The sequence below is a fragment of the Streptomyces yatensis genome (assembly GCF_018069625.1).
Classification (GTDB): Bacteria; Actinomycetota; Actinomycetes; order Streptomycetales; family Streptomycetaceae; genus Streptomyces; species Streptomyces yatensis.
In genome coordinates this window covers 6,309,529-6,332,019 of sequence record NZ_CP072941.1, presented here as the reverse complement: position 1 = coordinate 6,332,019, position 22,491 = coordinate 6,309,529, and the positions used below count along the sequence as shown (strand labels likewise).

Annotated in this window: 21 protein-coding genes; 6 read left to right on the top strand and 15 right to left on the bottom strand. The window is 71.6% G+C overall.

The window, feature by feature from the left end; genetic code table 11:
• Window positions 1-242 precede the first annotated feature (242 nt).
• Complete coding sequence (locus tag J8403_RS26630) at window positions 243-2,081, top strand: glycosyltransferase family 2 protein (protein WP_211125363.1); 1,839 nt, start codon at window positions 243-245, stop codon at window positions 2,079-2,081.
• A gap of 3 nt (window positions 2,082-2,084) precedes the next feature.
• Window positions 2,085-4,040: a radical copper oxidase GlxA gene (gene glxA, locus J8403_RS26625; protein ID WP_211125362.1), complete on the top strand. Its 1,956-nt coding sequence runs from the start codon at window positions 2,085-2,087 to the stop codon at window positions 4,038-4,040.
• 18 nt (window positions 4,041-4,058) lie between these two features.
• On the opposite strand, the gene J8403_RS26620 is transcribed toward glxA, so the two are convergent.
• From J8403_RS26620 to J8403_RS26605, 4 genes are all read right to left on the bottom strand, one after another.
• On the bottom strand, window positions 4,059-5,147 hold the full coding sequence (locus tag J8403_RS26620; protein ID WP_246586002.1) for a glycoside hydrolase family 6 protein: 1,089 nt from the start codon (window positions 5,145-5,147) through the stop codon (window positions 4,059-4,061).
• Between the two features lie 361 nt (window positions 5,148-5,508).
• Window positions 5,509-6,237, bottom strand: coding sequence for a class F sortase (locus J8403_RS26615; RefSeq protein WP_211125361.1), 729 nt, complete (start codon window positions 6,235-6,237; stop codon window positions 5,509-5,511).
• 5 nt (window positions 6,238-6,242) lie between these two features.
• Entirely contained in the window at window positions 6,243-6,818 is a 576-nt protein-coding gene (locus J8403_RS26610; protein WP_211125360.1) for a hypothetical protein, read from the bottom strand.
• A gap of 178 nt (window positions 6,819-6,996) precedes the next feature.
• On the bottom strand, window positions 6,997-7,779 hold the full coding sequence (locus J8403_RS26605; protein WP_093462138.1) for an HAD-IIA family hydrolase: 783 nt from the start codon (window positions 7,777-7,779) through the stop codon (window positions 6,997-6,999).
• 211 nt (window positions 7,780-7,990) lie between these two features.
• Here J8403_RS26605 and J8403_RS26600 point away from each other — a divergent pair, with 211 nt between their 5' ends.
• The gene (locus J8403_RS26600) at window positions 7,991-8,179 is read left to right on the top strand and encodes an antitoxin (RefSeq protein WP_211125359.1); all 189 of its coding nucleotides are present in this window, start codon (window positions 7,991-7,993) and stop codon (window positions 8,177-8,179) included.
• A 33-nt stretch (window positions 8,180-8,212) separates the two neighbouring features.
• Here J8403_RS26600 and J8403_RS26595 read toward each other — a convergent pair whose 3' ends face one another.
• Both J8403_RS26595 and J8403_RS26590 read right to left on the bottom strand, forming a co-directional pair.
• Entirely contained in the window at window positions 8,213-9,808 is a 1,596-nt protein-coding gene (locus J8403_RS26595) for a hypothetical protein (RefSeq protein ID WP_211125358.1), read from the bottom strand.
• Between the two features lie 116 nt (window positions 9,809-9,924).
• Complete coding sequence (locus J8403_RS26590) at window positions 9,925-11,142, bottom strand: ROK family transcriptional regulator (RefSeq protein WP_211128440.1); 1,218 nt, start codon at window positions 11,140-11,142, stop codon at window positions 9,925-9,927.
• A 68-nt stretch (window positions 11,143-11,210) separates the two neighbouring features.
• On the opposite strand from J8403_RS26590, the gene J8403_RS26585 reads away from it, so the two are divergent.
• Both J8403_RS26585 and J8403_RS26580 read left to right on the top strand, forming a co-directional pair.
• Entirely contained in the window at window positions 11,211-12,311 is a 1,101-nt protein-coding gene (locus J8403_RS26585; protein WP_211125357.1) for a Gfo/Idh/MocA family protein, read from the top strand.
• Window positions 12,308-12,784, top strand: a complete 477-nt coding sequence (locus J8403_RS26580; protein WP_211125356.1) for a heme-degrading domain-containing protein — start codon at window positions 12,308-12,310, stop codon at window positions 12,782-12,784. Before J8403_RS26585 ends, J8403_RS26580 begins: the two co-directional genes overlap by 4 nt.
• A 116-nt stretch (window positions 12,785-12,900) precedes the next feature.
• Here J8403_RS26580 and J8403_RS26575 read toward each other — a convergent pair whose 3' ends face one another.
• The 5 genes from J8403_RS26575 to J8403_RS26555 form a co-directional block, all read right to left on the bottom strand.
• Window positions 12,901-13,767, bottom strand: a complete 867-nt coding sequence (locus tag J8403_RS26575) for a fumarylacetoacetate hydrolase family protein (RefSeq protein WP_211125355.1) — start codon at window positions 13,765-13,767, stop codon at window positions 12,901-12,903.
• Window positions 13,768-13,951: 184 nt separating this feature from the next.
• Window positions 13,952-14,614, bottom strand: a complete 663-nt coding sequence (locus J8403_RS26570; RefSeq protein WP_211125354.1) for a YidC/Oxa1 family membrane protein insertase — start codon at window positions 14,612-14,614, stop codon at window positions 13,952-13,954.
• A gap of 121 nt (window positions 14,615-14,735) precedes the next feature.
• Entirely contained in the window at window positions 14,736-15,056 is a 321-nt protein-coding gene (locus J8403_RS26565; protein ID WP_388593263.1) for a DUF6412 domain-containing protein, read from the bottom strand.
• A 48-nt stretch (window positions 15,057-15,104) separates the two neighbouring features.
• Window positions 15,105-15,869: a class E sortase gene (locus tag J8403_RS26560; RefSeq protein WP_211125353.1), complete on the bottom strand. Its 765-nt coding sequence runs from the start codon at window positions 15,867-15,869 to the stop codon at window positions 15,105-15,107.
• A gap of 49 nt (window positions 15,870-15,918) precedes the next feature.
• Window positions 15,919-17,241: a DUF445 domain-containing protein gene (locus J8403_RS26555; protein WP_246586001.1), complete on the bottom strand. Its 1,323-nt coding sequence runs from the start codon at window positions 17,239-17,241 to the stop codon at window positions 15,919-15,921.
• Between the two features lie 277 nt (window positions 17,242-17,518).
• Between J8403_RS26555 and J8403_RS26550 the strand changes: the two genes are divergently transcribed.
• Window positions 17,519-18,826 (top strand): SGNH/GDSL hydrolase family protein, encoded by a 1,308-nt coding sequence (locus J8403_RS26550; RefSeq protein WP_211125351.1) that lies wholly within the window; start codon window positions 17,519-17,521, stop codon window positions 18,824-18,826.
• 99 nt (window positions 18,827-18,925) lie between these two features.
• On the opposite strand, the gene J8403_RS26545 is transcribed toward J8403_RS26550, so the two are convergent.
• From J8403_RS26545 to J8403_RS26530, 4 genes are all read right to left on the bottom strand, one after another.
• Entirely contained in the window at window positions 18,926-19,729 is an 804-nt protein-coding gene (locus J8403_RS26545) for a DUF1707 SHOCT-like domain-containing protein (RefSeq protein ID WP_246586000.1), read from the bottom strand.
• Window positions 19,730-19,853: 124 nt separating this feature from the next.
• Entirely contained in the window at window positions 19,854-20,825 is a 972-nt protein-coding gene (locus tag J8403_RS26540) for an ABC transporter ATP-binding protein (protein WP_211125350.1), read from the bottom strand.
• Window positions 20,826-20,850: 25 nt separating this feature from the next.
• The gene (locus J8403_RS26535) at window positions 20,851-21,615 is read right to left on the bottom strand and encodes an ABC transporter permease (protein ID WP_246586377.1); all 765 of its coding nucleotides are present in this window, start codon (window positions 21,613-21,615) and stop codon (window positions 20,851-20,853) included.
• Between the two features lie 46 nt (window positions 21,616-21,661).
• Window positions 21,662-22,462: an ABC transporter permease gene (locus J8403_RS26530; RefSeq protein WP_211125348.1), complete on the bottom strand. Its 801-nt coding sequence runs from the start codon at window positions 22,460-22,462 to the stop codon at window positions 21,662-21,664.
• Window positions 22,463-22,491 lie beyond the last annotated feature (29 nt).

Below are 22,491 nucleotides of genomic sequence, written 5' to 3'. Positions count from 1 at the left end.
GTTCGATACCCGACGGTGAGGCGCATCGGCGTCAACTCCGCCTGATCAACGGGCGGTTGGAGCGCAGCCCGACGGCTGCCGACCAAGCAAGTTCGTTTACTGCGCAAACATCCGGAACGTAGCCATTCCATGTCCGTAAGGTCGGCTGCCTCCACTATCGTTCCCCTGCGGCCGAAGGGGGGCCGGGGGGCCGACAGAACGTGACGGCACGCACTCAGTCATGCGTGCGGGGGGATTAACTCATGACGTCGACGCCGACCGGCGCCCGCCATCCGTCGTACGGCGGGTACGACTCGTCCAGGACGACACGCCTGCGCATCCCGCGGCAGCACCAGACCGCACCGGACCGGCAGCGGCACCGGCCCCGGCGGCGGCCGCTGCCGAAGTACGACTACGAGCACTACAGCAGGCTCGCCGGACCGCTGACCCGGCCCGAGCCCGGCACGCCCTACCGGGTGCGCTACCGCAGCCTCCTCGCCGAGGAGCCGCACCGGATCCGCGCGGCGCTGCTGCTCGGCGCCGCGCCGCTGGTCTCGCTGGGGCTGCTGATCTGGCTGATGCAGCCCGCGCACTGGACCAGCCGGGAGGGCACCAGCCCGGTCCTGGCCGTCATGGACGTGGTGATGCTGGCCTCGATAGGGCTGATCGAGTTATTCCGGACGATGAACGTCGCGTCCAACGCGCACGCCACGCTCGTCGCCCGCGACCCCGTCCCCGTCGTGCCCGAGACCGGCACCAAGGTCGCCTTCATCACCACCTATGTCCCCGGCAAGGAACCGCTGGAGATGGTGCGCAGGACCCTGGAGGCCGCGATCCGCGTCCGGCACCGCGGGGTGATGCATGTCTGGCTGCTGGACGAGGGGGACGATCCGGAGGTCAAGGAGGTCTGCCGGCGGCTGAACGTCTACCACTTCACCCGTAAGGGCGTCGAGAAGTGGAACCAGCCCAAGGGTCCGCACCGCGCCAGGACCAAACACGGCAACTACAACGCCTGGCTGGACGCGCACGGCGAGGAGTACGACTTCTTCGCCTCCGTCGACACCGACCATGTGCCGCTGCCCAACTATCTGGAGCGGATGCTCGGCTACTTCCGCGATCCGGACATCGCCTTCGTGGTCGGCCCACAGGTCTACGGCAACTACGACGCGGCCGTCACCAAGGCCGCAGAGAGCCAGCAGTTCCTCTTCCACGCACTGATCCAGCGGGCCGGGAACGCCTATCGGGCGCCGATGTTCGTGGGCACCAACAACGCGGTGCGGATCAGCGCCATCAAGGGGATCGGCGGGCTGTACGACTCGATCACCGAGGACATGGCCACCGGATTCGAGCTGCACCGCCACCGCAATCCGGCGACCGGCCGCGCCTGGGGGTCGGTCTACACCCCCGATGTCCTGGCGGTCGGAGAGGGGCCGAACGCCTGGACGGATTTCTTCACCCAGCAGCTGCGCTGGTCACGGGGGACCTACGAGACGATCGTCCAGCAGTTCTGGAAGGCGCCGTTCTCGCTGCCGCCCGGCAGGCTCTTCAACTACTCCCTGCTGGTGATCTTCTATCCGATGTCGGCGCTCAACTGGATCCTGGCCGCGCTGAGCTGCGCGCTGTTCCTGGGCTTCGGCGCCTCCGGCGTCGAGATCGACCCCGCCATCTGGATGATGCTCTACGGCAATGCCTCCGCCCTCCAGATCGGTCTCTACGTCTGGAACCGGCGCCACAACGTTTCTCCCCATGAGCCGGAGGGTTCCGGCGGGGTAGCCGGAATGGTGATGTCGGCGCTGGCCGCGCCCATTTACGCCCGCTCGCTGCTCGACACCGTGCTGCGCCGCAAGAGCCGCTTCGTGGTGACGCCGAAGGGCGACTCCGCGAGCCCCGACACCCTCTTCGGCACCTTCCGGACCCATCTTTTCTTCCTGGCGGTCTTCGGCGGGTCGCTCGCCTCTTCCTTCTACTTCGGCCACAGTCATCCAGCGATGACCGTTTGGGCATCTATTGCCCTGGCTGTCACAGCCGCGCCGATCATCGCCTGGCGGTGGACCGTCCGCCAGGAGAAACGGAATCCGCAGCCCGCTCTTGGGGGACGATAAGAAGTGAAGTACCGACCGAGTCGCCGCACCCGTCGCTTCGGGATCGGTGCGGCGGCGATCACCGTACTGGCCGGGATGAACGGCCCGGCTCTCTACCGTTTCAGCTCGGACAAGTACCACGCGTACAAAATCAACCAACCGGAGTACAAGGCGGAGAACGGCCACTGGGATGTGGTCGACGTCCCCGAGCAATACCGGATCAATACGATCCACGCCGCCCTGCTGCATACGGGCAAGGTGCTGCTGGTGGCCGGCTCCGGGAACAACGCCAAGAACTTCGCCGCCAAATCCTTCCGCAGTGTCCTGTGGGATCCGGAGAAGAACACCTTCACCAACATCCCGACCCCCAGGGACCTCTTCTGCTCCGGGCACTCCCAGCTCCCGGACGGAAAGCTGCTGGTGGCGGGCGGCACCCAGCGCTACGAGAAGCTCAAGGGCGATGTCGAGAAGGCGGGCGGACTGATGTTCGTCCACAACGAGGACCCCGACAAGCCCAAAACCCTCCCCGCCGGAACCCGCTTCACCGGCAAGGAGAGCGGCAAGACCTTCGTGTCCAAGGACCCGCTGCTCGTTCCGCGCGCGACGAAGAAGACGAACCCCAAGACCAAGAAGGTCACGGTCAGCGCGAGCACGGCACGGGTCTATGTGGAGGCGCTGCGCAAGGGCAGGAAGTACCAGACCGGCACCGAGGACAATTACCGGATCGCCGGACTGAAGGGCAAGGACCGGCGGAACTTCTACGGCATCGCGCAGAAGCTGTCGTTCGACAAGAAGGACTTCCAGGGCATCAAGCAGGCATATGAGTTCGACCCGGTGGCCGAGCGGTACATCCCGGTCGATCCGATGAACGAGGCCCGCTGGTACCCGACCCTGACCGGCCTCCAGGACGGCAAGGTGCTCGCGGTCTCCGGACTGGACGAGATCGGCCAGGTGGTCCCGGGGAAGAACGAGATCTACGACCCCAAGACCAAGAAGTGGAAGTACCTGCCCAAGAAGCGCTTCTTCCCGACGTATCCCGCGCTGTTCCTGACCGGCAAGGGCCGGATCTTCTACACCGGCTCGAATGCCGGATACGGCCCCGACGACAAGGGCCGTACCCCCGGCATCTGGGACCTGAAGAGCAATCGGTTCGACGTGGTCCCGGGCATCAGCGATCCGGACGCCCTGGAGACCTCGATGTCCGTGCTGCTGCCGCCCGCACAGGACCAGCGGTACATGGTGCTGGGCGGGGGCGGGGTCGGCGAGGACGTCAAGTCCACGGCGAAGACCCGGATCGCCGATCTGCGTGCGGACAAGCCGCGCTTCGAGAACGGGCCGGATCTCTATGCGAAGGCGCGCTATCCGAGCAGTGTGATCCTGCCCGACGACACCGTCCTGACCACCAACGGCTCGGGCGACTACCGGGGCCGCGGCGACACCAATGTGCTCAAGGCCGAGCTGTACACCCCCAAGACCAACACCGCGCGGCAGGTGGCCGATCCGCTGGTGGGCCGCAACTACCACTCGGGGGCGCTACTCCTGCCGGACGGCCGGGTCATGACCTTCGGCTCGGACTCGCTCTTCGGCGACAAGGCCAACACCAAGCCGGGTACGTTCCAGCAGCAGATCGACCTCTACACCCCGCCGTATCTCTTCCGCGACTCCCGCCCGAAGCTCACCGACACCGCGCCCAGGACGGTCAAGCCGGGCGCGAAGACCACGTACCGGACCGCGCACGCATCGGCGATCACCAGGATGCGGCTGATCCGGCCCGGGTCCTTCACCCATGTGACCAATGTCGAGCAGCGGTCGATCGCGCTCGACTTCACGCGGACGAAGGACGGGGTGACGGTGACGCTGCCGAAGAACGCGTCACTGATGCCGCCGGGGTGGTACATGCTCAACGCGGTGGACGACCAGGGCACACCGTCGAAGGCGGTGTGGGTCAAGGTGCCCGCGCCGGCGCCCCCGAAGAAGTAACGGCCTTCGGGCCGGCCTTCAGCTGTCCTTACGGTTGGCGTTACGGGCGAGATCGAGCGCGTACCGGGGCCACCACCGACCCGCGGTGGGACCGCCCTTGCAGGTGCCGTCCGACTCGCCCGGACGCTTGATCCACAGATAGGCGTCGACCAGCTTGTCCCCGGTGTCGGTGGTCGGCCGCTCGCCCAGCGCCCGGCCCTTCGGATTGCACCACGCCTGCGGGTCGTTCTTACCGGGGGCCGGACCGTTGCCATTACGGCTGGTGTCGATCACGAAGGGCTTGCCACCGGTGAGCGCGGACAGCCTCCTGCCGTACGCCCTGTTCTCCTGGGTCGTCTGGTAGTTGGAGGTGTTCAGCGCGAAGCCGTCGGCCTTACGGATACCGGCCCGCTTCAGCGGCTCGACCATCCGGCGCGGGTCCTTGATCCAGTGGGGGTTCCCGGCGTCCAGATAGACCTTGGTGCGCGGCAGCCCCTTGAGCTTGTCCACAGCACCGGTCAGTAAGTCGTACCGCTCCTCGTGGAACTGCTTGGGCGTACAGCCGTCCACCACGTGCGGCAGCGCGTCGGGCTCCAGGATGACCGTCGCCCGGCGGCCGCCGATCCCCCGGACCACCTTGTCCAGCCAGGTGCGATAGGCGTTGCCGTCGGCGGCGCCGCCCTTGGAGTACTGCCCGCAGTCGCGGTGCGGGATGTTGTAGAAGACCAGCAGCGCGTCCCGGTTGACGTGATCCGCGGCCGCGGTGAACCCCCGCGCCTGCCCCTCCGGATCGTCCACCCCGAGCCACTCCGCGACGGGCTGCTCCGCGATCTTCTGTATCAGCCTGGCCTCGCCGTCCGCCCCCTTCTTGCGATACGCCGCCACCTGCCGCGCCGCGCTGCCGTCCGGATTCACCCAGTAGGGAATCGTGGACTTGGGCCGCTGCTTCGCCTGCCCGGCGAGGGAGGCATGGTCGCTGTCCCCCTTCGAGGCCCCGAAACACCCGGAGAGGACGACGCACGACAGCAGCGCCCCGGCCGCGGAGAGCGCGCGGATACGGGTACGCGTACGAGTACGAGTACGAGTGCGGGCAACGTGACGCGAACGGCCGGTGCAACTGCCGTACATCCACTCCCCCTTGGGTGCACGCTCCGGGGAACAGGCGGTGATCCCCCGGCGGGACAAGACCGGTCGAATCAATCCTTACACACCACCCCGAACCACCGTGCCCTCATCCACAACCCACCCCGTTTTTCGCCCGTACGCCATGACGCGATGCGCTGCGCGGCGGGGACGGGACTCCGGGGCGGAACCCCGGGAGGGGGTGCGGGCAGGGCCCCGAGCGGGGGTGCAGCGGGCGGGCCCCGAGCAGGGCGGTCTGGGGCGCAGCCCCGGGTGGGGGTGCAGGGGGCGTAGCCCCCTGGTTTCGGGGAGGGGCGGGGTGGGGGCTTTGCCCGCCGCAGGCGCCCGCACCCGCACCCGCACCGGACTAGTGCGCACTGCGGCTCCCGGCCGACATGTTGTGGGCGGAGCCCGTCGTGCCGGTCAGGTACGCCGAGACGACGACGTTCGCCGTATACGTCCGGGTCGAGCGGTTGAACTTCCCTCCGCAGGTGATCAGCCGCAGCTCCGCGCGGTCATGGGACCGCGCCCCGTACACCCGTCGCGCGTCGAAGTGCTTCTCCGGCACCACCTCGACGTCCTCGACCGTGAACTCCGCCGTCGTACCGTCCGATCGCGCGACCCGCACCCGCTCGCCCCGCTTGAGGTCGCTCAGCCCGTGGAAGACCGCCGGTTTGCTCTTCGTGTCCAGGTGGCCCACCAGCAGCGCCGCGCCCGGGGAGCCGGGCTCGGGGCCGGCCCGGTACCAGCCGACCGTGCCGGGGCGGCTGACGGACGGCGGCTTCACGGCTCCGTCGCGGTCGAGGCCGCTCGCGACGATGGGGGCGCGGACCCCCGCCGCCTCGATCACGACCCGCTTCGGCCGGGCGGACGCCAGCGGCGCGTGCGCCGGGGGCAGCGGATGGGCGGGCGGTCGGCCGACCGCGGCCACGTCCCCGGTCATCGGCGCCGGACCGCCCGTTCCCTCCGTGGTGTCCCGGCCCCACATCCACAGGCCGAGCAGCAACGCGACCCAGGCCACCCCCGTGGCCAGCCGTCCGAGGCCGGAGAAGCGATTCCCGTCCACGTTCCCGTCCATCTCGGTGTCCAGGTCCATGGCGATCAGCCCGCCGTACCGGAGGGATGGCGGCGGCGGTGGACCGCGAGGCCGCCGACGGCCAGGGCCGTACCGCCCGAGAGCACCAGGCCGTACGCCTCCGCACCGCCGATGTCATCGCGTGCCCGGGTCTCGTCGGATGCCGTGCCGCCGCCGCCCGCGCGGACGGGGGCGACGGGCGAGGGCGGGCGTTCCACGGCGAGGGAGACCCCGCTCATGCCGCCCTTACCGTCCTCACGTGCCTCACGGTCCTCACGCGAAAGGCCGTCCGCGCAGTCCACGGTGACCCGGTGCGCCCCCTTGGTCGCCGTCGAGCGGATCGTCGCCTCGCTGAAGAGCGCGTTCCCCTCGGGCGTCAGCTCCGCGTCGTCCACGAACACCGGTGACGAGGCCGTGCCCTCCCGGTCGGGGCAGCCGAAGGCCCAGACCTCGACCTCGGCGCCGGGGGCGAGGGCGTGCGGACTGATCCGGATCGTGGTGGTGGCGGAGTGGTGCTGGTCGGCGAGGGCCGGTGCAGCGGCCGTCACCGCCGCGACGGCGGCGCATGCTGCGGTACAGAGAGTGAGTGCGACGATGCGCATGGTGAGAACCTCCCGATACCAAGAGGCTCACGCGCCCGGCAGGGGCCCGCATCCGCTGCGGGCGCCTACTGCGCCATCCGGGGCACAAGGGCGGCATCTCGTCGCCGGTGGGTCAGGCACGGGTCCCCGGCGGATCAGGCAGAGCTCCCCGGCGGATCAGGCAGAGGCCGCCGGCGGGTCAGGCGATGCGTTCCACGAGATTCGCGATGGAGTCGACGACCGTGGACGGGCGGTACGGATACCGGTCCACCTCCCCCGCCTTGGTCACCCCGGTGAGCACCAGGAAGGTCTCCATACCGGCCTCGAGCCCGGCCCGGACATCGGTGTCCATCCGGTCGCCGATCATCGCGCTGGTCTCGGAGTGGGCACCGATCGCGTTCAGCCCCGAGCGCATCATCAGCGGATTGGGCTTGCCGACGAAGTACGGCTTCTGGCCGGTCGCCTTGGTGATCAGTGCGGCCACGGAGCCGGTGGCGGGCAGCGCGCCCTCCGCGGAGGGGCCGATCTCATCGGGGTTGGTGGCGATGAACCGCGCACCGTCGTTGATCAGCCGGATGGCCTTGGTGAGCGCCTCGAAGCTGTACGTACGGGTCTCGCCGAGCACCACATAGTCCGGCTCGACATCCGTAAGGACGTAGCCGATGTCGTGCAGTGCGGTGGTCAGCCCCGCCTCCCCGATCACATACGCGGTGCCGCCGGGCCGCTGCTCGTCCAGGAACTGGGCGCTGGCCAGCGCCGATGTCCAGATGTTGGCCACCGGGACGTCCAGCCCGATCCGGGACAGCCGGGCGTGGAGGTCGCGCGGGGTGTAGATGGAGTTGTTGGTGAGCACCAGGAAGGGCGTGCCGGACTCGCGCAGCCGCTTGACGAAGGCATCGGCACCCGGCACCGGTATGCCCTCGTGCATCAGGACACCGTCCATGTCGGTGAGCCATGACTCGATCGGCTTGCGCTCTGCCACTGGTTGCTCTCCGCTCGGAATCGACCTCTGGCGACGACCTCAGCCTAACCGGGGAAAGTCCCGGGGAGACCGCCCCGTGTCCGGGAGCACTATGCGTTCGCCGTCCGTTCGCGCCCCGTCCCAGCGCGACAGATCCGCACAGGTGTCTGATCCTGAGGGAGGGGCGGGTTCCACCCCTCCCTGGAACGAGCCGGACCGTAAGGAGGCCGCGATGGGCATGATGGACAAGCTCAAGGGCGCGATCAGCAAGAACCCGGACAAGGCTCGGAAGGGCACTCGCAAGGGGGCCGAGGCCGCTGACAAGAAGACGGGCGGCAAGTACTCGGAGCAGATCCAGTCCGGCTCGGACAAGATCGACGACGAGCTGCGCCGCCGGGGCGAGGGGCCCCGGGGCCAGTAGCTCGGAGTTGAGGGCGTCGGGGACGTCGGGGCTTCAGGTCCCCGAACGCCGGGATTTCACCACGAGGACGGTGCCGCAGGTCACGAGCGCGGCGCTGATGACGCCGAGCCCCGCGAGCAGCGCGGTGTGACGACCCGTCGCGGCGAGTTCGGGCACCCGCTCGCGCTCGTGGCCGCCGTCCTCCTCATGACGTCCATCCGTGCCGGTGCCGGTGCCGGTGCTGGGGTCGGCTTGGGGGTCCCGTCCGGGGTCGGTTTCGGCTCCGGGGTCGGTCTCCGCTCCGGGGTCGGTCTCCGCTCCGGGGTCGGTTTCGGCGCCCGGATCGGTCTCGGCTCCGGGGTCGGTGCCCAGGTCCGTCTCGGTGCCCAGGTCGGATTCGGCGCTGGGGTCGTCGGTCTCCGTGCCCAGCTCGGTGTCGGTGCCCAGGTCGGTGTCCGTACCGAGATCGGTGTCCGCGTCGAGGCCCTCGTCGAGGTCGGTACCCGCGTCGGCGTCCGCGTCCGAGCCGAGGTCCGCGTCCGCGTCGGCATCCGCACCCACCTCGGTATCGGTACCCGCATCGGTACCCGTATCCGTATCCTTCTCGGCATCCACTCCGGTCCCCGTGTCCGTCTCGGCACTGGGATCGGTATCGGCGTCGGCCTCCGCGCCGACGTCGGCGTCCGCCTCCGCGTCGGCATCAGCGTCGCTGTCGGCACGGGGCGGCACCGTGGCCGGATGGCTCTCCTCATGGCTTGCGCCGGCGCTCGGCGTCCGGCTCGGCGCGGCGGAGGGCCGGGTCTTCTCGGGCGTTCGCGTCGGAACGGCCGTGGGGCTCTTGGAGCGGGTGGTCGGCCGCGGCGCGGGCTTGGTCTCGGCTCCGTCGGTGGCGGCACCGGCGTCGGCACCGGCGTCCGTCTCCCTGTCCCTGACGGCGCCCGTAGCCGCCCTCGTCCGCGTTCCGGTACCGGTCAGGGCCTCCGTACCCGCCCCGGCCTCCGTACCCGCGCCGGTATCCGAAGCCGTGCCCGAACCGGTGCCCGCGGCCGCCCCCGTCGCCGCCGGGCCGATGCGGAACGCGTAGTCGTTCGACTGCCCCACCCAGTCGCCGTCGTCCGCGCGCCGCTGTACGGCGATGGCGTTGGCCGTCACCGGCCCCTCGGGCGCGTCCTCGGTGAAGCGCGTACGCACCTGCACGTCGACGGTCTTGTGCGCGGGCACGGTGAAACCCTTGAAATGGCTGTTGTCGAAGACGCCGATGTTCTCGTCCTCGTCCGTCGTCTGGAAGGAGACGGCCCGCCAGGTGGCGCCGCCCTCCGCGGCCGGGTCCAGGAACTCGAAACCAATATGGCGGGGCCGCAGTTCACGGGCCTCGTCGATCAGGACGGCGATGGGGTGGATGGCGCGGCAGCCGGTGTCCGTGGCATTGCGCAGTTCGAGGTGCCAGCCGCGCCAGCCGCCGCCCCGGGCGTACTGATCCGGCCCATCGCGCAGATGGGCTTCGATCGGGAAGTCGGAGGCGTTCCGGCCCCCGCAGGCGGCGGACTCGGCCTCGGCGGCGTGCACCGGGATTCCATAGAGGGCGGGGGCGACCGCGAGCGCGGCCGCCGGAAGGACAGCTCGTAGGGACAGTGCGGTGGGCAAGCGCATGAGTGACCTCTGCTGTGCGGGGTTTCCCCGAGCACTGCGCTACATTCCGCGTCCGCACGCCGACACACCGCACCAGCCCCGGATTGCCCCCGACTGGCGGTCAGGATCCCCCTCGATCAGCCCAGTGCGAACAGCGGTGCGAGGACGAGCCGGGCGGCGCCCTCGACGACGGCCCGCCCGCCCCGCTCCACGACATCCACGGGCACGGTGAGGCGGCTGGCGCGGGCGGAGTCCTCGGCGATCATCGTGGCCACACCGCGAACGTAGGGCTCGGGGTCGGCCAGCACCACCCGGCCGCCCAGCAGCACCCGGTCGATGTCGAGGAGCCGTACGAGGTTGGCCGCGCCGACGCCGAGCAGCCGCGCCGCGTCCGTATGGTCGTCGCGTGCGACGGCGGCCAGGCACAGCGCCTCCAGGCAGCCGCGATTGCCGCATTCGCAGGGCGGCCCGTCGAGCTGGATCACCTGATGCCCGAACTCGCCCGCGTCGGTCCGCGCCCCGCGGTACACCTCCCCGCCGAGCATCAGACCGGCGCCGAGGCCGGTGCCCAGATGGAGATACGCGGCCGATGGGGCGGTCCCGGCGGTCACCAGCCCGAGCGCCGCGGCATTGGTGTCCTTGTCGAGGACGACGGGCAGGCCGAGCCGCTCGGCGAGCGCGTCGCGCAGCGGGAAGCCGTCCCACTGGGGGAAGCCGGTGACGCGGTGCAGCACGCCCGAGCCGTGGTCGAGCGGTCCGGGCGCGGCGACGCCGACGCCGAGCAGCCCGCCCGCCAACCCGCCCGCCAGCCCGCCGCCCGCCGCGCCGCCGATCGCGCCACCCGTCTCCGCGCCGGTCTCCGTAAGGCCGGTCCCGGCGGCAAGGCCGGTCCCCGTGTCAAGGCCGGTCCCAGCCGCAAGGTCGGTGCAGGCGTCCGCGAGGAGCGCCCTGACCTCGGCGGTGGCCGCCGTGAGCGCTTCCTCCGCCCCCGCGCCGAAGTCGAAGGGGGCGGTGCGGGCGGCGACCGGTGTGCCCGCGAGGTCGACGAGAACGGCCGTCAGCTCATCGCGGTCCAGGTGCAGCCCGATCGCATGGCGGGCGCCCGGGACCAGGCGGAGCACGGCGGGCGGTTTGCCGCCGGTCGAGGCGCGCTGACCGGCCTCCACCGCCAGCCCCTCCGTCCTCAGCCGCGCCGTGATCTTGCTGACGGCCTGGGGGGTGAGGCCGGTGTGGCCGGCCAGCTCCGGTCGGCTGACGCCGTCCTCGCCCGCGTCGCGCAGCAGACGCAGGACGAGCGCGGCGTTATGGCTGCGCAGGGCGGTCAGATTGGCTCCGGGCCCGGCCGCCCCCGACATGGTGCTGTTCACCCCTCCATTGTGGCCACCGCTTGCACTTTGGCAACACTGTTGCCAAAGTGGCCTTCATGGATGCCATGGATGACAGCAGCACCGTCCGCGTGGGACTGATCGGCTACGGCCTGGCCGGATCCGTCTTCCACGCCCCCTTGATCGCGGCCACCGAGGGACTGGTGCTGGACACCATCGTCACCTCCAGCCCGGAGCGGCAGCGGCAGGCACGCGCCGAGTTCCCCGAGGTTCGTTTCGCGGACTCCGCCGATGAGCTGTGGGGCCGGGCGGATGAGCTGGACCTGATCGTCATCGCCTCCCCGAACCGCACCCATGTGCCGCTCGCCCGCACCGCCCTCGAGGCGGGGCTGCCGGTCGTCGTGGACAAGCCGCTGGCCGCCACCGCCGCCGAGGCCGAGGAGCTGGCCGCGCTCGCCGAGGCCCGCGGGCTGCTGCTGAGCGTCTTCCAGAACCGCCGCTGGGACAACGACTTCCTCACCCTCCGCAAGCTGCTCGCCGAGGGCGCGCTCGGCGACGTGCAGCGCTTCGAGTCCCGCTTCGAGCGGTGGCGGCCGCAGCTCAAGGGCGGCTGGCGGGAGTCCGGCGACCCGGCCGAGGTCGGCGGACTGCTGTACGACCTGGGCAGCCACCTCGTCGACCAGGCGCTCACCCTCTTCGGCCCCGTCGAGTCCGTCTACGCCGAGGTCGATGTGCGCCGCCCCGGGGCGCAGACCGACGACGACACCTTCATCGCCCTCACCCACACCAGCGGGGTCCGCTCCCATCTGTGGATGAGCGCGATCACCGCCCAGCTCGGCCCGCGCTTCCGGGTGCTGGGCAGCGGTTCGGGCTATGTGAAGTACGGCCTCGACCCGCAGGAGGCCGCCCTGCGCGAGGGGCTGCGCCCCGGCGACCCGTCCGCCGCATGGGGCGTCGAGCCGGAGAGCGAATGGGGCCGGCTGGGCGCCGGGGAGTCCCCGCTGACCGGCGGCGGGGTCCCGGTGCCGACCCTCCAGGGCGACTACCCCGCGTACTACGCCGCCGTCGCCGCCGCCCTCCGCGACGGCACCCCGCCGCCGGTCACCGCCGCCGAGGCCGCGGCCGCCCTGCATGTGCTGGAGGCGGCCCGGGTGTCGGCCGCGGAGCGCCGTACCGTCCGGATCGAGGTCCCCGCATGAGCGAGCACGCCGAGCTGATATCCCGCATCGAGGAGCAGGAGCGCCGGCTGCGCCTGCCCCGCTTCGACAACGACGACGCCTGGCGTCTGGGCTGTCTCATCGCCGACCTGGCCCAGGAGCGCGGCGCCGCCGTCACGATCGGCATCCACCGGGCCGGTCAGCGGCTCTTCCACCGCGCCCTGCCGGGCACCTCCCCCGACAACGACGCCTGGCTGGAGCGCAAGTGCCGGGTCGTGGAGCGCTACGGGGCGAGCTCGTACCTGGTCGGCGCCCGCTTCCGCGCCAAGGGCGCGAGCTTCGAGGAGTCCTCCCGCCTCGACCCCGACCGGTACGCCGCGCACGGCGGCGCCTTCCCCCTCCACGTGACGGGCACGGGTGTCATCGGCGCGGTCGCCGTCTCGGGGCTGCCGCAGGCCGAGGACCACGCGCTGGTGGTGGAGGCGCTGGAGCGCTATCTGGCGGCGACGGCCTGAGGCGGGCATGCGGAGGGGCGGCCCCGACCGGGCCGCCCGACCGGTATCCGGGCCCGGCGTCCGGGCCCGGCGTCCGGGCCCGGCGTCCGGGCCCGGCGTCCGGGCCCGGCATCCGGCTACGCGTCCTTGAACTCCTGGCGCTGGCGCCCCAGCCCGTCGATCTCGAGCTCGACGACATCGCCGGAGCGGAGGTACGGCTTGGGCTCGGGGCGGCCCATGGCCACGCCCGCCGGGGTGCCGGTGCTGATGACATCGCCGGGGTAGAGGGTCATGAACTGGCTGAGGTAGCGGACCACATGGGCCACCCCGAAGATCTGGTCCGCGGTGGTGCCGTCCTGCTTGACCTCGCCGTTGACCCACAGGCGCAGGCCCAGGGCCTGCGGGTCGGGGATCTCGTCGGCGGTCACCAGCCAGGGGCCCAGGGGGTTGAACGTCTCGCAGTTCTTGCCCTTGTCCCACTGGCCGCCGCGCTCGATCTGGAAGGCGCGCTCGGAGACGTCGTGGGCGATCGCATAGCCCGCGACCGAGGCGAGGGCGGCCTCGTCGGAGTCGAGGTAGCGGGCGGTGCGGCCGATGACGACGGCGAGTTCGACCTCCCAGTCGGTCTTCACGCTGCCGCGCGGCACGAGGACCGTGTCATCGGGGCCGACGACCGTGTCCGGGGCCTTCATGAAGATGATGGGCTCTTCGGGGGCGCTGGCCCCGGTCTCGGCGGCGTGGTCGTGGTAGTTCAGCCCGATGCACACGATCTTGCCGATCCGGCCGAGCGGCGGGCCGATCCGCACCCCGCCGTCCTCGATCACCGGCAGCGCGTCGTCGCCCTCGGCGGCCGCCGCCGCGCGCAGCCGCGCGAGGGCGACCTCGTCGGCGAGGAGCGCGCCGTCGATGTCCGGGACCAGGGCGGACAGATCGCGCAAGGTGCCGTTCTGATCGAGCAGCGCGGGGCGTTCCGCGCCCGTCGGTCCGACTCGCAGCAGTTTCATCCCAAGACTCCCGAGGTCACAGGCCGGTGCGAGGCGCCTACCGGCTGATCGATCCTCCCTTCAGGGGCGTCCAGCCCGCAAGACCTCATTCACGGACTGGGACGGCGGTTTCACTCATGACTTCGACGGGCGCCGTTGCGGGCGCCCGTCGCGGGCCCCGCCACGGCCCCGCCATGGGTGCCCGTCATCCGCGGTGCAGCAGGGCCCGCTCCACCGCCGTCCAGGTGGTGCTGGTCGCCAGGTACAGCGCCGCCGCCAGCGGGACCACGGCGGCGGTGACGAGGGTCCCGAACGACAGCAGCGGCAGCGCCCGGGCCACTCCGGGCGCCCCGGGGGCGGTCGTCCTGCGGGCGCGGAGGTACGTCCAGGTCGCCACGGCCGCGATCAGTGCGAAGAGCCCGAGGTAGACCAGACCCGGCGCACCGCTGAGCGCCCCGCCCCACCGGTCGCCGAGCGGGGCCCCGGCGAGCGTGTGGTCGAGGAGGTCTCCGGCGCCGCTGCCGGTGGAGAACACGTGGTACATCACGAAGAAGACGGGAAGCTGGGCGAGCGCCGGGAGACAGCCCGCCAGCGGTGACGCGCCCTCCTTCGCCCGCAGCTCCGTCATGGCGCGCCGCAGCCGCTCGGGGTCGCCCTTGTGCTTGCGGCTCAGCTCGGTGAGCTTCGGCGCGAGCGCGGCCCGCGCCTTCTCACCGCGCACCGCGGCCCGGGCGAGGGGATGCAGCGCCGCGCGGACGCACAGCGTGAACAGGACGATGGCGGCCGCCGCCGCGGACGCGCCGAAGAGCGGGTCGAGGCCGCCCGCCATGGTGGTCAGCAGGGAGCCGAGGGAAGAGAAAAGGGACATGGGAGCCCTCCGCGGGTCTCGTCGTGCCGGAGTGAGGAAGACATCGGCGTGACGAGCCGCGTGGCGCGGCGGTACGAATGCCGGAGCGGCTGGGGTCCGCCGTACGGCGAAGTGGTTGCGCCTACGCGGCCGTCGGCAGACGACGGCCCGGCGCTCGCGGCCTCGGGCGTCCGGAGGCGTCGGGATCCCGCTGGGGCAGGAACGCCGTACGGCGCTCGCGGTCCCGTATCGCGGTGCGAATCCGCCCGGCGGGGGCGGGTATTCGGCCGCGGGAGGCGAGGATCGCGCAGGTGAGCAGCGCCGTGGCGACGGCGGCCGTGGTCGCCACCGTGGCGGCGAGGGCGACGGCGCTGACGGCCCCGCTCTGCGCCAGCAGCACCCCGGTCAGCAGAAACAGGCAGACGCCCAGCTGCATGCGCAGCGCTTCCAGTCGTCGCGACACCGTCACACCCCCTCTCCCGGCCGGTCTCCCCACCTGGCTCCCGCCAGTCTAGTCGCCCCCGCCGACAGCGCGTGGGGCGGCGGCCCGCAGCCGGGCCCAGACCACCAGGCGGTAGCGGGAGGTGAATTCGGGGGTGCAGGTCGTCAGCGTGAGGTAGTAGCCCGGTTCGGTGTAGCGGTGGCGGGGGTGGGCGGAGCTGTACGGCACCCGGGCGATCACCGTGCCGTCGGCGGGCGAGGTGCGCGGCAGGGTGCGCTCGACCGTGTACGTGAAGCGGGCGTCGGCGGTGTCGATGCGCACCGTGTCGCCCGGGCGCACCTCGTCCAGTTGCCGGAAGGGCTCGCCGTGGGTGTTGCGGTGGCCCGCGAGGGCGACATTGCCCGCCTGGCCCGGCTGGGCGGTCCGCGGATAGTGGCCCACATACCCCTTGTTGAGCACCGCCGCCCGGCCGATGCCCTCGGCGATGGGCACCGTAAGGCCGATGCGCGGGATCCGGAGCACGGCGTACGCCTGGTCCCGGCGCGGCCCGCGGCCCCCGCCTCCGGCCGCCCGGTCACGGTCGCGTCCGTCCCCCCGGGGGGATGCGGAGGAGCGCGGCGCCCCCGGCGCCGGCGTCGCGGATTCTGCGGCGCCGTCGCGCCATTGCCGCTCCAGTACGCCCACCTCGTGCCGTGCGCCCGCCCTCGCCTGCCGGTTGGTCCACCACAGCTGGTGGACGACCAGGAGCAGCACCACGACCCCGAGGGTGACGGCGAGTTCACCGGCCGTCCACAGCCCCCGGGCGAGCACGGCCCGCCCTCCACGACGTCGCACGCGCGCACCATAGGCCAGGCCGCGCACACCTGCCAGAGACGGGGCGCGGCTATCCGCCCAGCGCCCGCGAGACCGTATAGATCACCAGCCCGGCCAGGGCGCCCACCACCGTGCCGTTGATCCGGATGAACTGCAGATCCCGGCCGATATGGGCCTCGATCTTCCGCGAGGTGTGCTCGGCGTCCCAGCCCGCCACCGTCTCGGTGATCAGCGAGGTGATCTCGTCCCGATACGTCGTCACCACATAGACGGCGGCGTCCTCCAGCCAGCCGTCGACCTTGTCCCGCAGCCGTTGGTCCGTCACCATCCGCCTGCCCAGCGACAGAATCGCCGCCCGCGCCCGCTGCCGCAGCTCGCTGCGCTCGTCCTCGGCCGCCGTGACGATCATCGCCCGCACCGAGGCCCAGGCCGTGGCGATGATGTCCTGGACGTCGCCGCGCCCCAGCACCTCGCTCTTCACCCGCTCCACCCGCGCCCGGGTGTCGGTGTCGGACTGCAGATCCCCGGCGAAGTCGGTGAGGAAGCGGTCCAGGGCGCCGCGCGCCGGATGGGCGGGCATATCGCGCATCTCGGTGACGAAGCGCAGCAGTTCCTTGTAGACGCGGTCGCCGACCTTGCGGTCCACGAACCGCGGCGTCCAGCCGGGGGCGCCGCCGGTCACGGCCTGCATCACCGAGTCGTTGTGCTCCACCAGCCAATCGTGGGCCCGCAGGCACACCAGGTCCACGGCGCGCCGGTGGCCGCCCTCCGCGACCACGCGCTCCAGCAGCTTGCCGAGGCCCGGCGCGACCTCCTGGGCGTCCGCCCGGCGGGTGATCGCCTCGCCCACCACCGCCTGCACATCGGAGTCGCGCAGCACCGTGAGCGCGCCGCGCAGCGCGGTCGCCAGCTCGGCCGTCACCCGCTCGGCATGCTCGGGCTGGACGAGCCAGGTGCCGAGCCGGCCGCCGATGCCGACCGCGCGCAGCCGCATCCGTACGACGTCGCCGGAGAGGAAGTTCTCCCCGACGAACTCCCCGAGGCTGGCCCCGAGCTGGTCCTTCTTGGTGGGGATGATCGCCGTATGGGGAATCGGCAGCCCCATGGGCCGACGGAAGAGCGCGGTGACCGCGAACCAGTCGGCCAGGGCGCCCACCATGCCCGCCTCGGCGGCCGCGGCGACATAGCCGGGCCAGCCGTCGACACCGGAGGAGCGCGCCCAGGTGGCGAGCACGTACACCAGTGCGACGCCGAGCAGCATGCCGGTGGCGAGCGCCTTCATCCGGCGCACTCCGCGCCGCCGCTCCACGTCCAGCGGGCTGTCCGTGACGAAGGGCACAGCCGCGCCCCGATGCGGCGGGGCCGCCGTCTCACCAGTCGTTCTTCGCTCCATACGCTCCACCCGGTCGACCCGTCCCCTCATGCATTGTCTCTTTCCGGTCTCAGTCGCCCATGGGTGGAACGTACGGTGAGTTCCCGTCGTCTGTCTGGGGGAGCGACCCAGCACATTGGGGGCAGGCCGACAGGCGGAGCCGGGTCCCACCATGGGATCATGAGTCACCGACCGGACCGCATCGGCGCTGCCGGACACCACCCGCCGTTCCCGTCCACTTCCGGAGCCTCGGGCTCCGTCCGCCCGAGGAGACAACCCGCTCATGAGCATGCCCCCAATGCCCAGACGCACGGGGTATGCCGTGCTCGCTGCGCTGGCGGCTGTGGTGATCCTCGTCTCCACCGCGATATTCATCGGGCTCGGTGGTGACAAGGGCGGTACGGACTCCCGTGCGCAGGGGGCCCGCGGCTCGGCCGACCCGGCCTCGGCCGGGTCCTGGGTGGGCACCTGGTCCACCTCGGCGGCGGCCGCCGAGCCGCGGACGCTGCGCGGCCTGTCGGGCATGTCGATACGGAACGTGGTGCACACCACCATCGGCGGCACCAGTGCCCGGATCCAGCTCTCCAACTTCTACAGCAGCCGTCCGCTGACGATCACGCATGCCTCGGTGGCGCTGGCCGCCGCGCCCAGCAACCCCACCGCGGCGACCGGCACCATGCGCCGCCTCACCTTCAACAACCGCTCCTGGGTGACGATCCCGCCCGGTAAGGCCGTCACCAGCGACCCGGCGCGGCTCGCCGTCCCGGACGCGGCCGATCTGCTGGTCACCACCTACACCCCGCAGGCGTCCGGCTCCGTCACCTACCATCCGCACGCCCGCCAGACGTCGTACATGGCGCGTGGCGACCGTACGGAGGACACGGCGGGCGCCGCCTACACCCAGCAGAGCCCGTACTGGCGCTATCTGACCGGCGTGGACGTGTGGTCCAAGCAGGCCGAGGGCGCGGTCGCGGTGCTGGGCGACTCGATCACCGACGGCATCACCTCCACCGCCGGGGCCAACCACCGGTGGACCGACTTCCTCTCCCAGCGGCTGCGCAGCGAGCCCGGCGCGCCCCGCTTCGGCGTGCTCAACCAGGGCATCAGCGGCAACCGCGTGCTGAGCGACGGCACGCAGTACCCGCCCAACAACCCCAGCGGGCTCTCCCGCTTCGACCGCGACGTACTGTCCCGTACGGGCGTCAAGGCCGTGATCGTCGAACTGGGCGTCAACGACATACTGCGCATCCCCCACGAGACCGACCCCAACCGGATCGTGTGGGGCCTGAAGCGGCTGACCGAACAGGCCCACGCCCGCGGCCTGCGGGTCATCGGAGCCACCCTGACGCCCTTCTACGGGCACCGCGGCTACACCCCCCAGCTCGACGCCGTACGCGAGCGGGTCAACGCGCAGATCCGCGCCGGGAGGGTCTTCGACGAGGTCGTGGACTTCGACAAGGCGCTGCGCGACCCGATCAGCCCGCTGCGGCTGCGCCCGATGTACGACTCGGGCGACCATCTGCACCCGAGCGACGACGGCTACCGGGCGATGGCGCGGGCGCTGGACCTGGACCACCTGCGGGGCCGCACGGCGGCCGAGCTCTAGCCGCAGGCTCAGGCCGAGCTCTCGCCGCAGGCTCAGCCGGTCAGCCCGGAGCCCTCAGCCGGATCAGCCCCGGGCCTCTCCAGAAGCCCGGCAAGAGCCCTAGTAGTCGTCGCGGCGGCGTTCCTTCTCCAGGGACAGCCGGCGCTCCTCCCGCTCCTCACGCCGCCCATCGCGCCGTGCGCCCCGCAGCTCCCGGCGCTCGGTGCGCAGCTCCTCCCGGCGCTCGGCCTTCAGCCGGCGGCGCTCCTCCTTCATGCGCTTGTGCTCCTCCTTGCGGAGCTTGCGCTCGACGCTGACCCCGCCGAAGAGCGCGAGGCCGGTGACGGTCACCCGAGGACCGGTGGGGTCCCCATCGGCGGACCCGGTGTGGTCGAAACCACCCATCAGCCCGATGCCGCTGACATGCGTCTCCAGGTCCGGCGGGACGATGATCTGCACCCCGCCCATGAGCGCGAAGCAGCGGATCACCACATCGCGGTCCTCGAAGCGGGCCTCGCGCAGATCGATCTCGCCGCCGCCCATGAGGGTGAACGCGGTGAAGCGGCGCGGCACGGTCCAGGTGCCCTTGCGCTGGAAGCCGCCCATGATCGCGATCCCCATGCGGGACGTCGGGGTGCCGCCGATGCGCTCCCGCCAGCCGGTGGGATCGGCCGGGGTCGCCGGGGCGGGCGCGGCGCTGCCGGGCACCGGGAGGTCCCGTACCAGCGGCTCCAACTCGCCATGGGTGCGCGCCGTGTAGGCCGCGTTCAGCCGCTCGTCGAACTCCTCCATGTCCAGGCGGCCTTCGGCGACGGCCTCGCGGAGGACCTCCGCGATCCGCTCGCGCTCGGCGTCGGAAGCCCGCATCGCGGCCGGGTCCGGGAGGTCGGGGCTCGCCCCCTGGGAAGAACCAGCGCTCGTCATACGGACAGACTAACGGCGGGCACCGGCCGTGGCCCGTATCTCGTACGGGGGCGCCGCCCCCGATCCGTCGTGCGCGCGTACCGGCCCCAGCGCCCCGCTCACGCTCCGCGCCCGGCCGCCCCGCTCACGCTCCGCGCCCCGGCGCCCCGCCGTGCAGCATCCTCGCGATCACGTCCTCGATCTCGGGCTCGCGCACCGAGAGGTCCACCAGCGGATAGCCGTCGGCGACCGCCGAGACGATCGGCGCCGCGCTGCTGGTCGCCGGGAAGGCCAGCCACTGCCGGGGCCCCTCGACCCGCACCGTCCGGGAGCCGGGGATCTCGATGGGCGGCAGCTCCTGCTCCAGGTCGACCACGAGGGTGCGTTCGCTCTCCCCGACCGCGTGCAGTCCGTCGAGCCCGCCGTCGTAGACCAGCCGGCCGTGGTCGATGACCATCACCCGCTTGCACAGCAGTTCGATATCGGTCAGATCGTGGGTGGTGAGCAGCACGGTGGTGCCCTGCTCGGCGTTCACATCGCGCAGGAACTCCCGCACCTTCGCCTTGCTGACCACATCGAGCCCGATGGTCGGCTCGTCGAGATAGAGCACCTCGGGGTCGTGCAGCAGGGCGGCCGCGATATCGCCGCGCATCCGCTGGCCGAGCGAGAGCTGACGCACCGGCACGTCCAACAGCTCGCTCAGGTTGAGCAGTTCCACACAGCGGTCCAGGTTCTCCCGGTAGCGGTCGTCGGGGATCCGGTACATCCGCCGCACCAGCGCGTACGAATCGCGCAGCGGCAGATCCCACCACAGGGTGGTCCGCTGCCCGAAGACCACCCCGATCCGGCGCGCGAGCCGGGTCCGCTCCCTGGAGGGATCGATCCCGGCGACCCGCAGCCGTCCGCCGCTGGGCACCAGGATCCCGGTCAGCATCTTGATCGTGGTGGACTTCCCGGCGCCGTTCGGGCCGATGTAGCCCACCATCTCGCCGCGCGGCACCCGGAAGCTGATGCCGTCCACGGCGCGCACCTCGCGCCGCTCACGGCGCATCAGCCCGGCTCTGCGCCGCACCTGGAACACCTTCTCGACACCGTCGAGCTCGATCAGATCGTCCATGGCCGTCCTCCCCTCAACTCCCCGTTCAGCTCCCCGTGCTCTGATACGCCCGCAGCCCCGCCCGCCAGGCCAGTCCCGCCACCGCACAGCAGCCGCAGGCGACCAGCGGCGCCGCGAAGCCGATCCGGGCCGGGAGCCCCAGCGGATCGGGGCGGCCCAGGATGTACAGCGCCGGCAGCCAGTTGACGAAGGCCAGCGGGATGACGAAGGTGACGCCCCGCAGCAGCTCCTTGCCGAAGACCGTCGGTGGGTACTCCAGCAGCGTGGTCCCGCCGAAGGTGAAGGCGTTCTGCACCTCGGAGGCGTCCTTGGCCCAGAACTGGAAGGCTCCGCCGAGCACGAACAGCGCCCCGAAGATGGCACCCCCGCTCAGCAGCATCACCGGCATCAGCAGCGCCCGGTCCACCGTCCAGTCGATGTCCAGCCGGCTCAGCGACCAGCCGAGCAGCACCGCCCCCTGAGTGATCCGGCCCAGCCGGCGCAGCGCGAAGCGGTCGGCGGCGACCTGGGCGAGTATCGGCACCGGCCGCACCAGCAGGGTGTCCATCGTGCCGTCGCGCACCCGCCGGCCCAGCCGGCCCATGCTGCCCAGCGTGAGATCGGCGAGGCCGAAGGCGACGCTGGTGGTGCCGTAGAGGAAGGCCACCTCGTCAAGGGTGAAGCCGCCCAGTTGCCCGATGTGGGTGAACATCAGCGCGATCGCGACGAAGTCCAGGCCGGTCGCGAGGAGGTTCCCCAGCGTCATGATCAGGAACGAGGTGCGGTACGCCATCGTGGAGCGCACCCACATCCCGACGATCAGGACGTAGGCCCGCAGCCCGGCGGACACGGCCGACTCAGCCACCCTGGACCACCACCTTCCGGGTCGCCACCGACTGCAGCACCCGCCCGGCCGCCAGCAGCACCACCATCCACCCCGCCTGGAAGACGAAGGCCGCCAGCAGCCCCGCCCCCCGGTGCTCCTCCAGGAAGACATCCGCGGGCACCTGGAGCATCGCCGCCCAGGGCAGCGCGCGGGCGATCTCGCCCAGCTGCCCGGGGAAGACATTGAGCGGCAGGATCATCCCGGAGAAGAACAGGCACAGCAGCCCGCTCAGCATCGACAGCCCCGTCCCGTCCAGCAGCCAGAAGGAGGCGAGCGAGACCACATAGCGCACCGCGAAGCCGACGCACACCGCGAGCGCCACCGACAGCAGGAACCACAGCCAGGTCAAGGGCGAGGCGGGCATGCGGAGTTCGAAGACCAGCGCCCCGACCGCCATCGGCACCACGCCGCGCCCCAGCAGCTGGAACAGCGCCCGGCCGAGCTCGGCGGCCAGCCACCAGGTCTGGAGGTCGACGGGGCGGTAGAGGTCCACGGCGATGTCACCGGAGCGGATGCGCTCCTGCAGCTCCTCCTCGAAGCCGCCGCCCAGCAGCCCGACGGCCGCCAGCAGCGCCTGGCCGAGCCAGACGAAGGTCAGCGCCTGGGCGAGGTCGTAGCCGCCGAGGTGCGGCCGCTCGTCCCACAGCGCGGTGTAGGTGTAGGCGAGGATGAAGCCGAAAACGGTATTGGTGAAGACCCCGGCCACGGTGGCGACCCGATACGTCGCGTAGCGTTTGAAGCCGCTGACCGCGACAGCCGCGTACAGCCGCATCCGCCCCGCCCCTCCCTCCCCCGACCGCG

Excerpts from the sequence above, each read along its gene's own strand:
- J8403_RS26630 (WP_211125363.1), top strand. The coding sequence starts at position 243 with ATGACGTCGACGCCGACCGGCGCCCGCCATCCGTCGTACGGCGGGTAC.
- J8403_RS26620 (WP_246586002.1), bottom strand. The coding sequence starts at position 5,147 with ATGTACGGCAGTTGCACCGGCCGTTCGCGTCACGTTGCCCGCACTCGT.
- J8403_RS26615 (WP_211125361.1), bottom strand. The coding sequence starts at position 6,237 with ATGGACCTGGACACCGAGATGGACGGGAACGTGGACGGGAATCGCTTC.
- J8403_RS26610 (WP_211125360.1), bottom strand. The coding sequence starts at position 6,818 with ATGCGCATCGTCGCACTCACTCTCTGTACCGCAGCATGCGCCGCCGTC.
- J8403_RS26600 (WP_211125359.1), top strand. The coding sequence starts at position 7,991 with ATGGGCATGATGGACAAGCTCAAGGGCGCGATCAGCAAGAACCCGGAC.
- J8403_RS26595 (WP_211125358.1), bottom strand. The coding sequence starts at position 9,808 with ATGCGCTTGCCCACCGCACTGTCCCTACGAGCTGTCCTTCCGGCGGCC.
- J8403_RS26590 (WP_211128440.1), bottom strand. The coding sequence starts at position 11,142 with ATGTCGGGGGCGGCCGGGCCCGGAGCCAATCTGACCGCCCTGCGCAGC.
- J8403_RS26585 (WP_211125357.1), top strand. The coding sequence starts at position 11,211 with ATGGATGCCATGGATGACAGCAGCACCGTCCGCGTGGGACTGATCGGC.
- J8403_RS26580 (WP_211125356.1), top strand. The coding sequence starts at position 12,308 with ATGAGCGAGCACGCCGAGCTGATATCCCGCATCGAGGAGCAGGAGCGC.
- J8403_RS26575 (WP_211125355.1), bottom strand. The coding sequence starts at position 13,767 with ATGAAACTGCTGCGAGTCGGACCGACGGGCGCGGAACGCCCCGCGCTG.
- J8403_RS26570 (WP_211125354.1), bottom strand. The coding sequence starts at position 14,614 with ATGTCCCTTTTCTCTTCCCTCGGCTCCCTGCTGACCACCATGGCGGGC.
- J8403_RS26555 (WP_246586001.1), bottom strand. The coding sequence starts at position 17,241 with ATGGAGCGAAGAACGACTGGTGAGACGGCGGCCCCGCCGCATCGGGGC.
- J8403_RS26550 (WP_211125351.1), top strand. The coding sequence starts at position 17,519 with ATGCCCAGACGCACGGGGTATGCCGTGCTCGCTGCGCTGGCGGCTGTG.
- J8403_RS26545 (WP_246586000.1), bottom strand. The coding sequence starts at position 19,729 with ATGACGAGCGCTGGTTCTTCCCAGGGGGCGAGCCCCGACCTCCCGGAC.
- J8403_RS26540 (WP_211125350.1), bottom strand. The coding sequence starts at position 20,825 with ATGGACGATCTGATCGAGCTCGACGGTGTCGAGAAGGTGTTCCAGGTG.
- J8403_RS26535 (WP_246586377.1), bottom strand. The coding sequence starts at position 21,615 with ATGTGGGTGCGCTCCACGATGGCGTACCGCACCTCGTTCCTGATCATG.
- J8403_RS26530 (WP_211125348.1), bottom strand. The coding sequence starts at position 22,462 with ATGCGGCTGTACGCGGCTGTCGCGGTCAGCGGCTTCAAACGCTACGCG.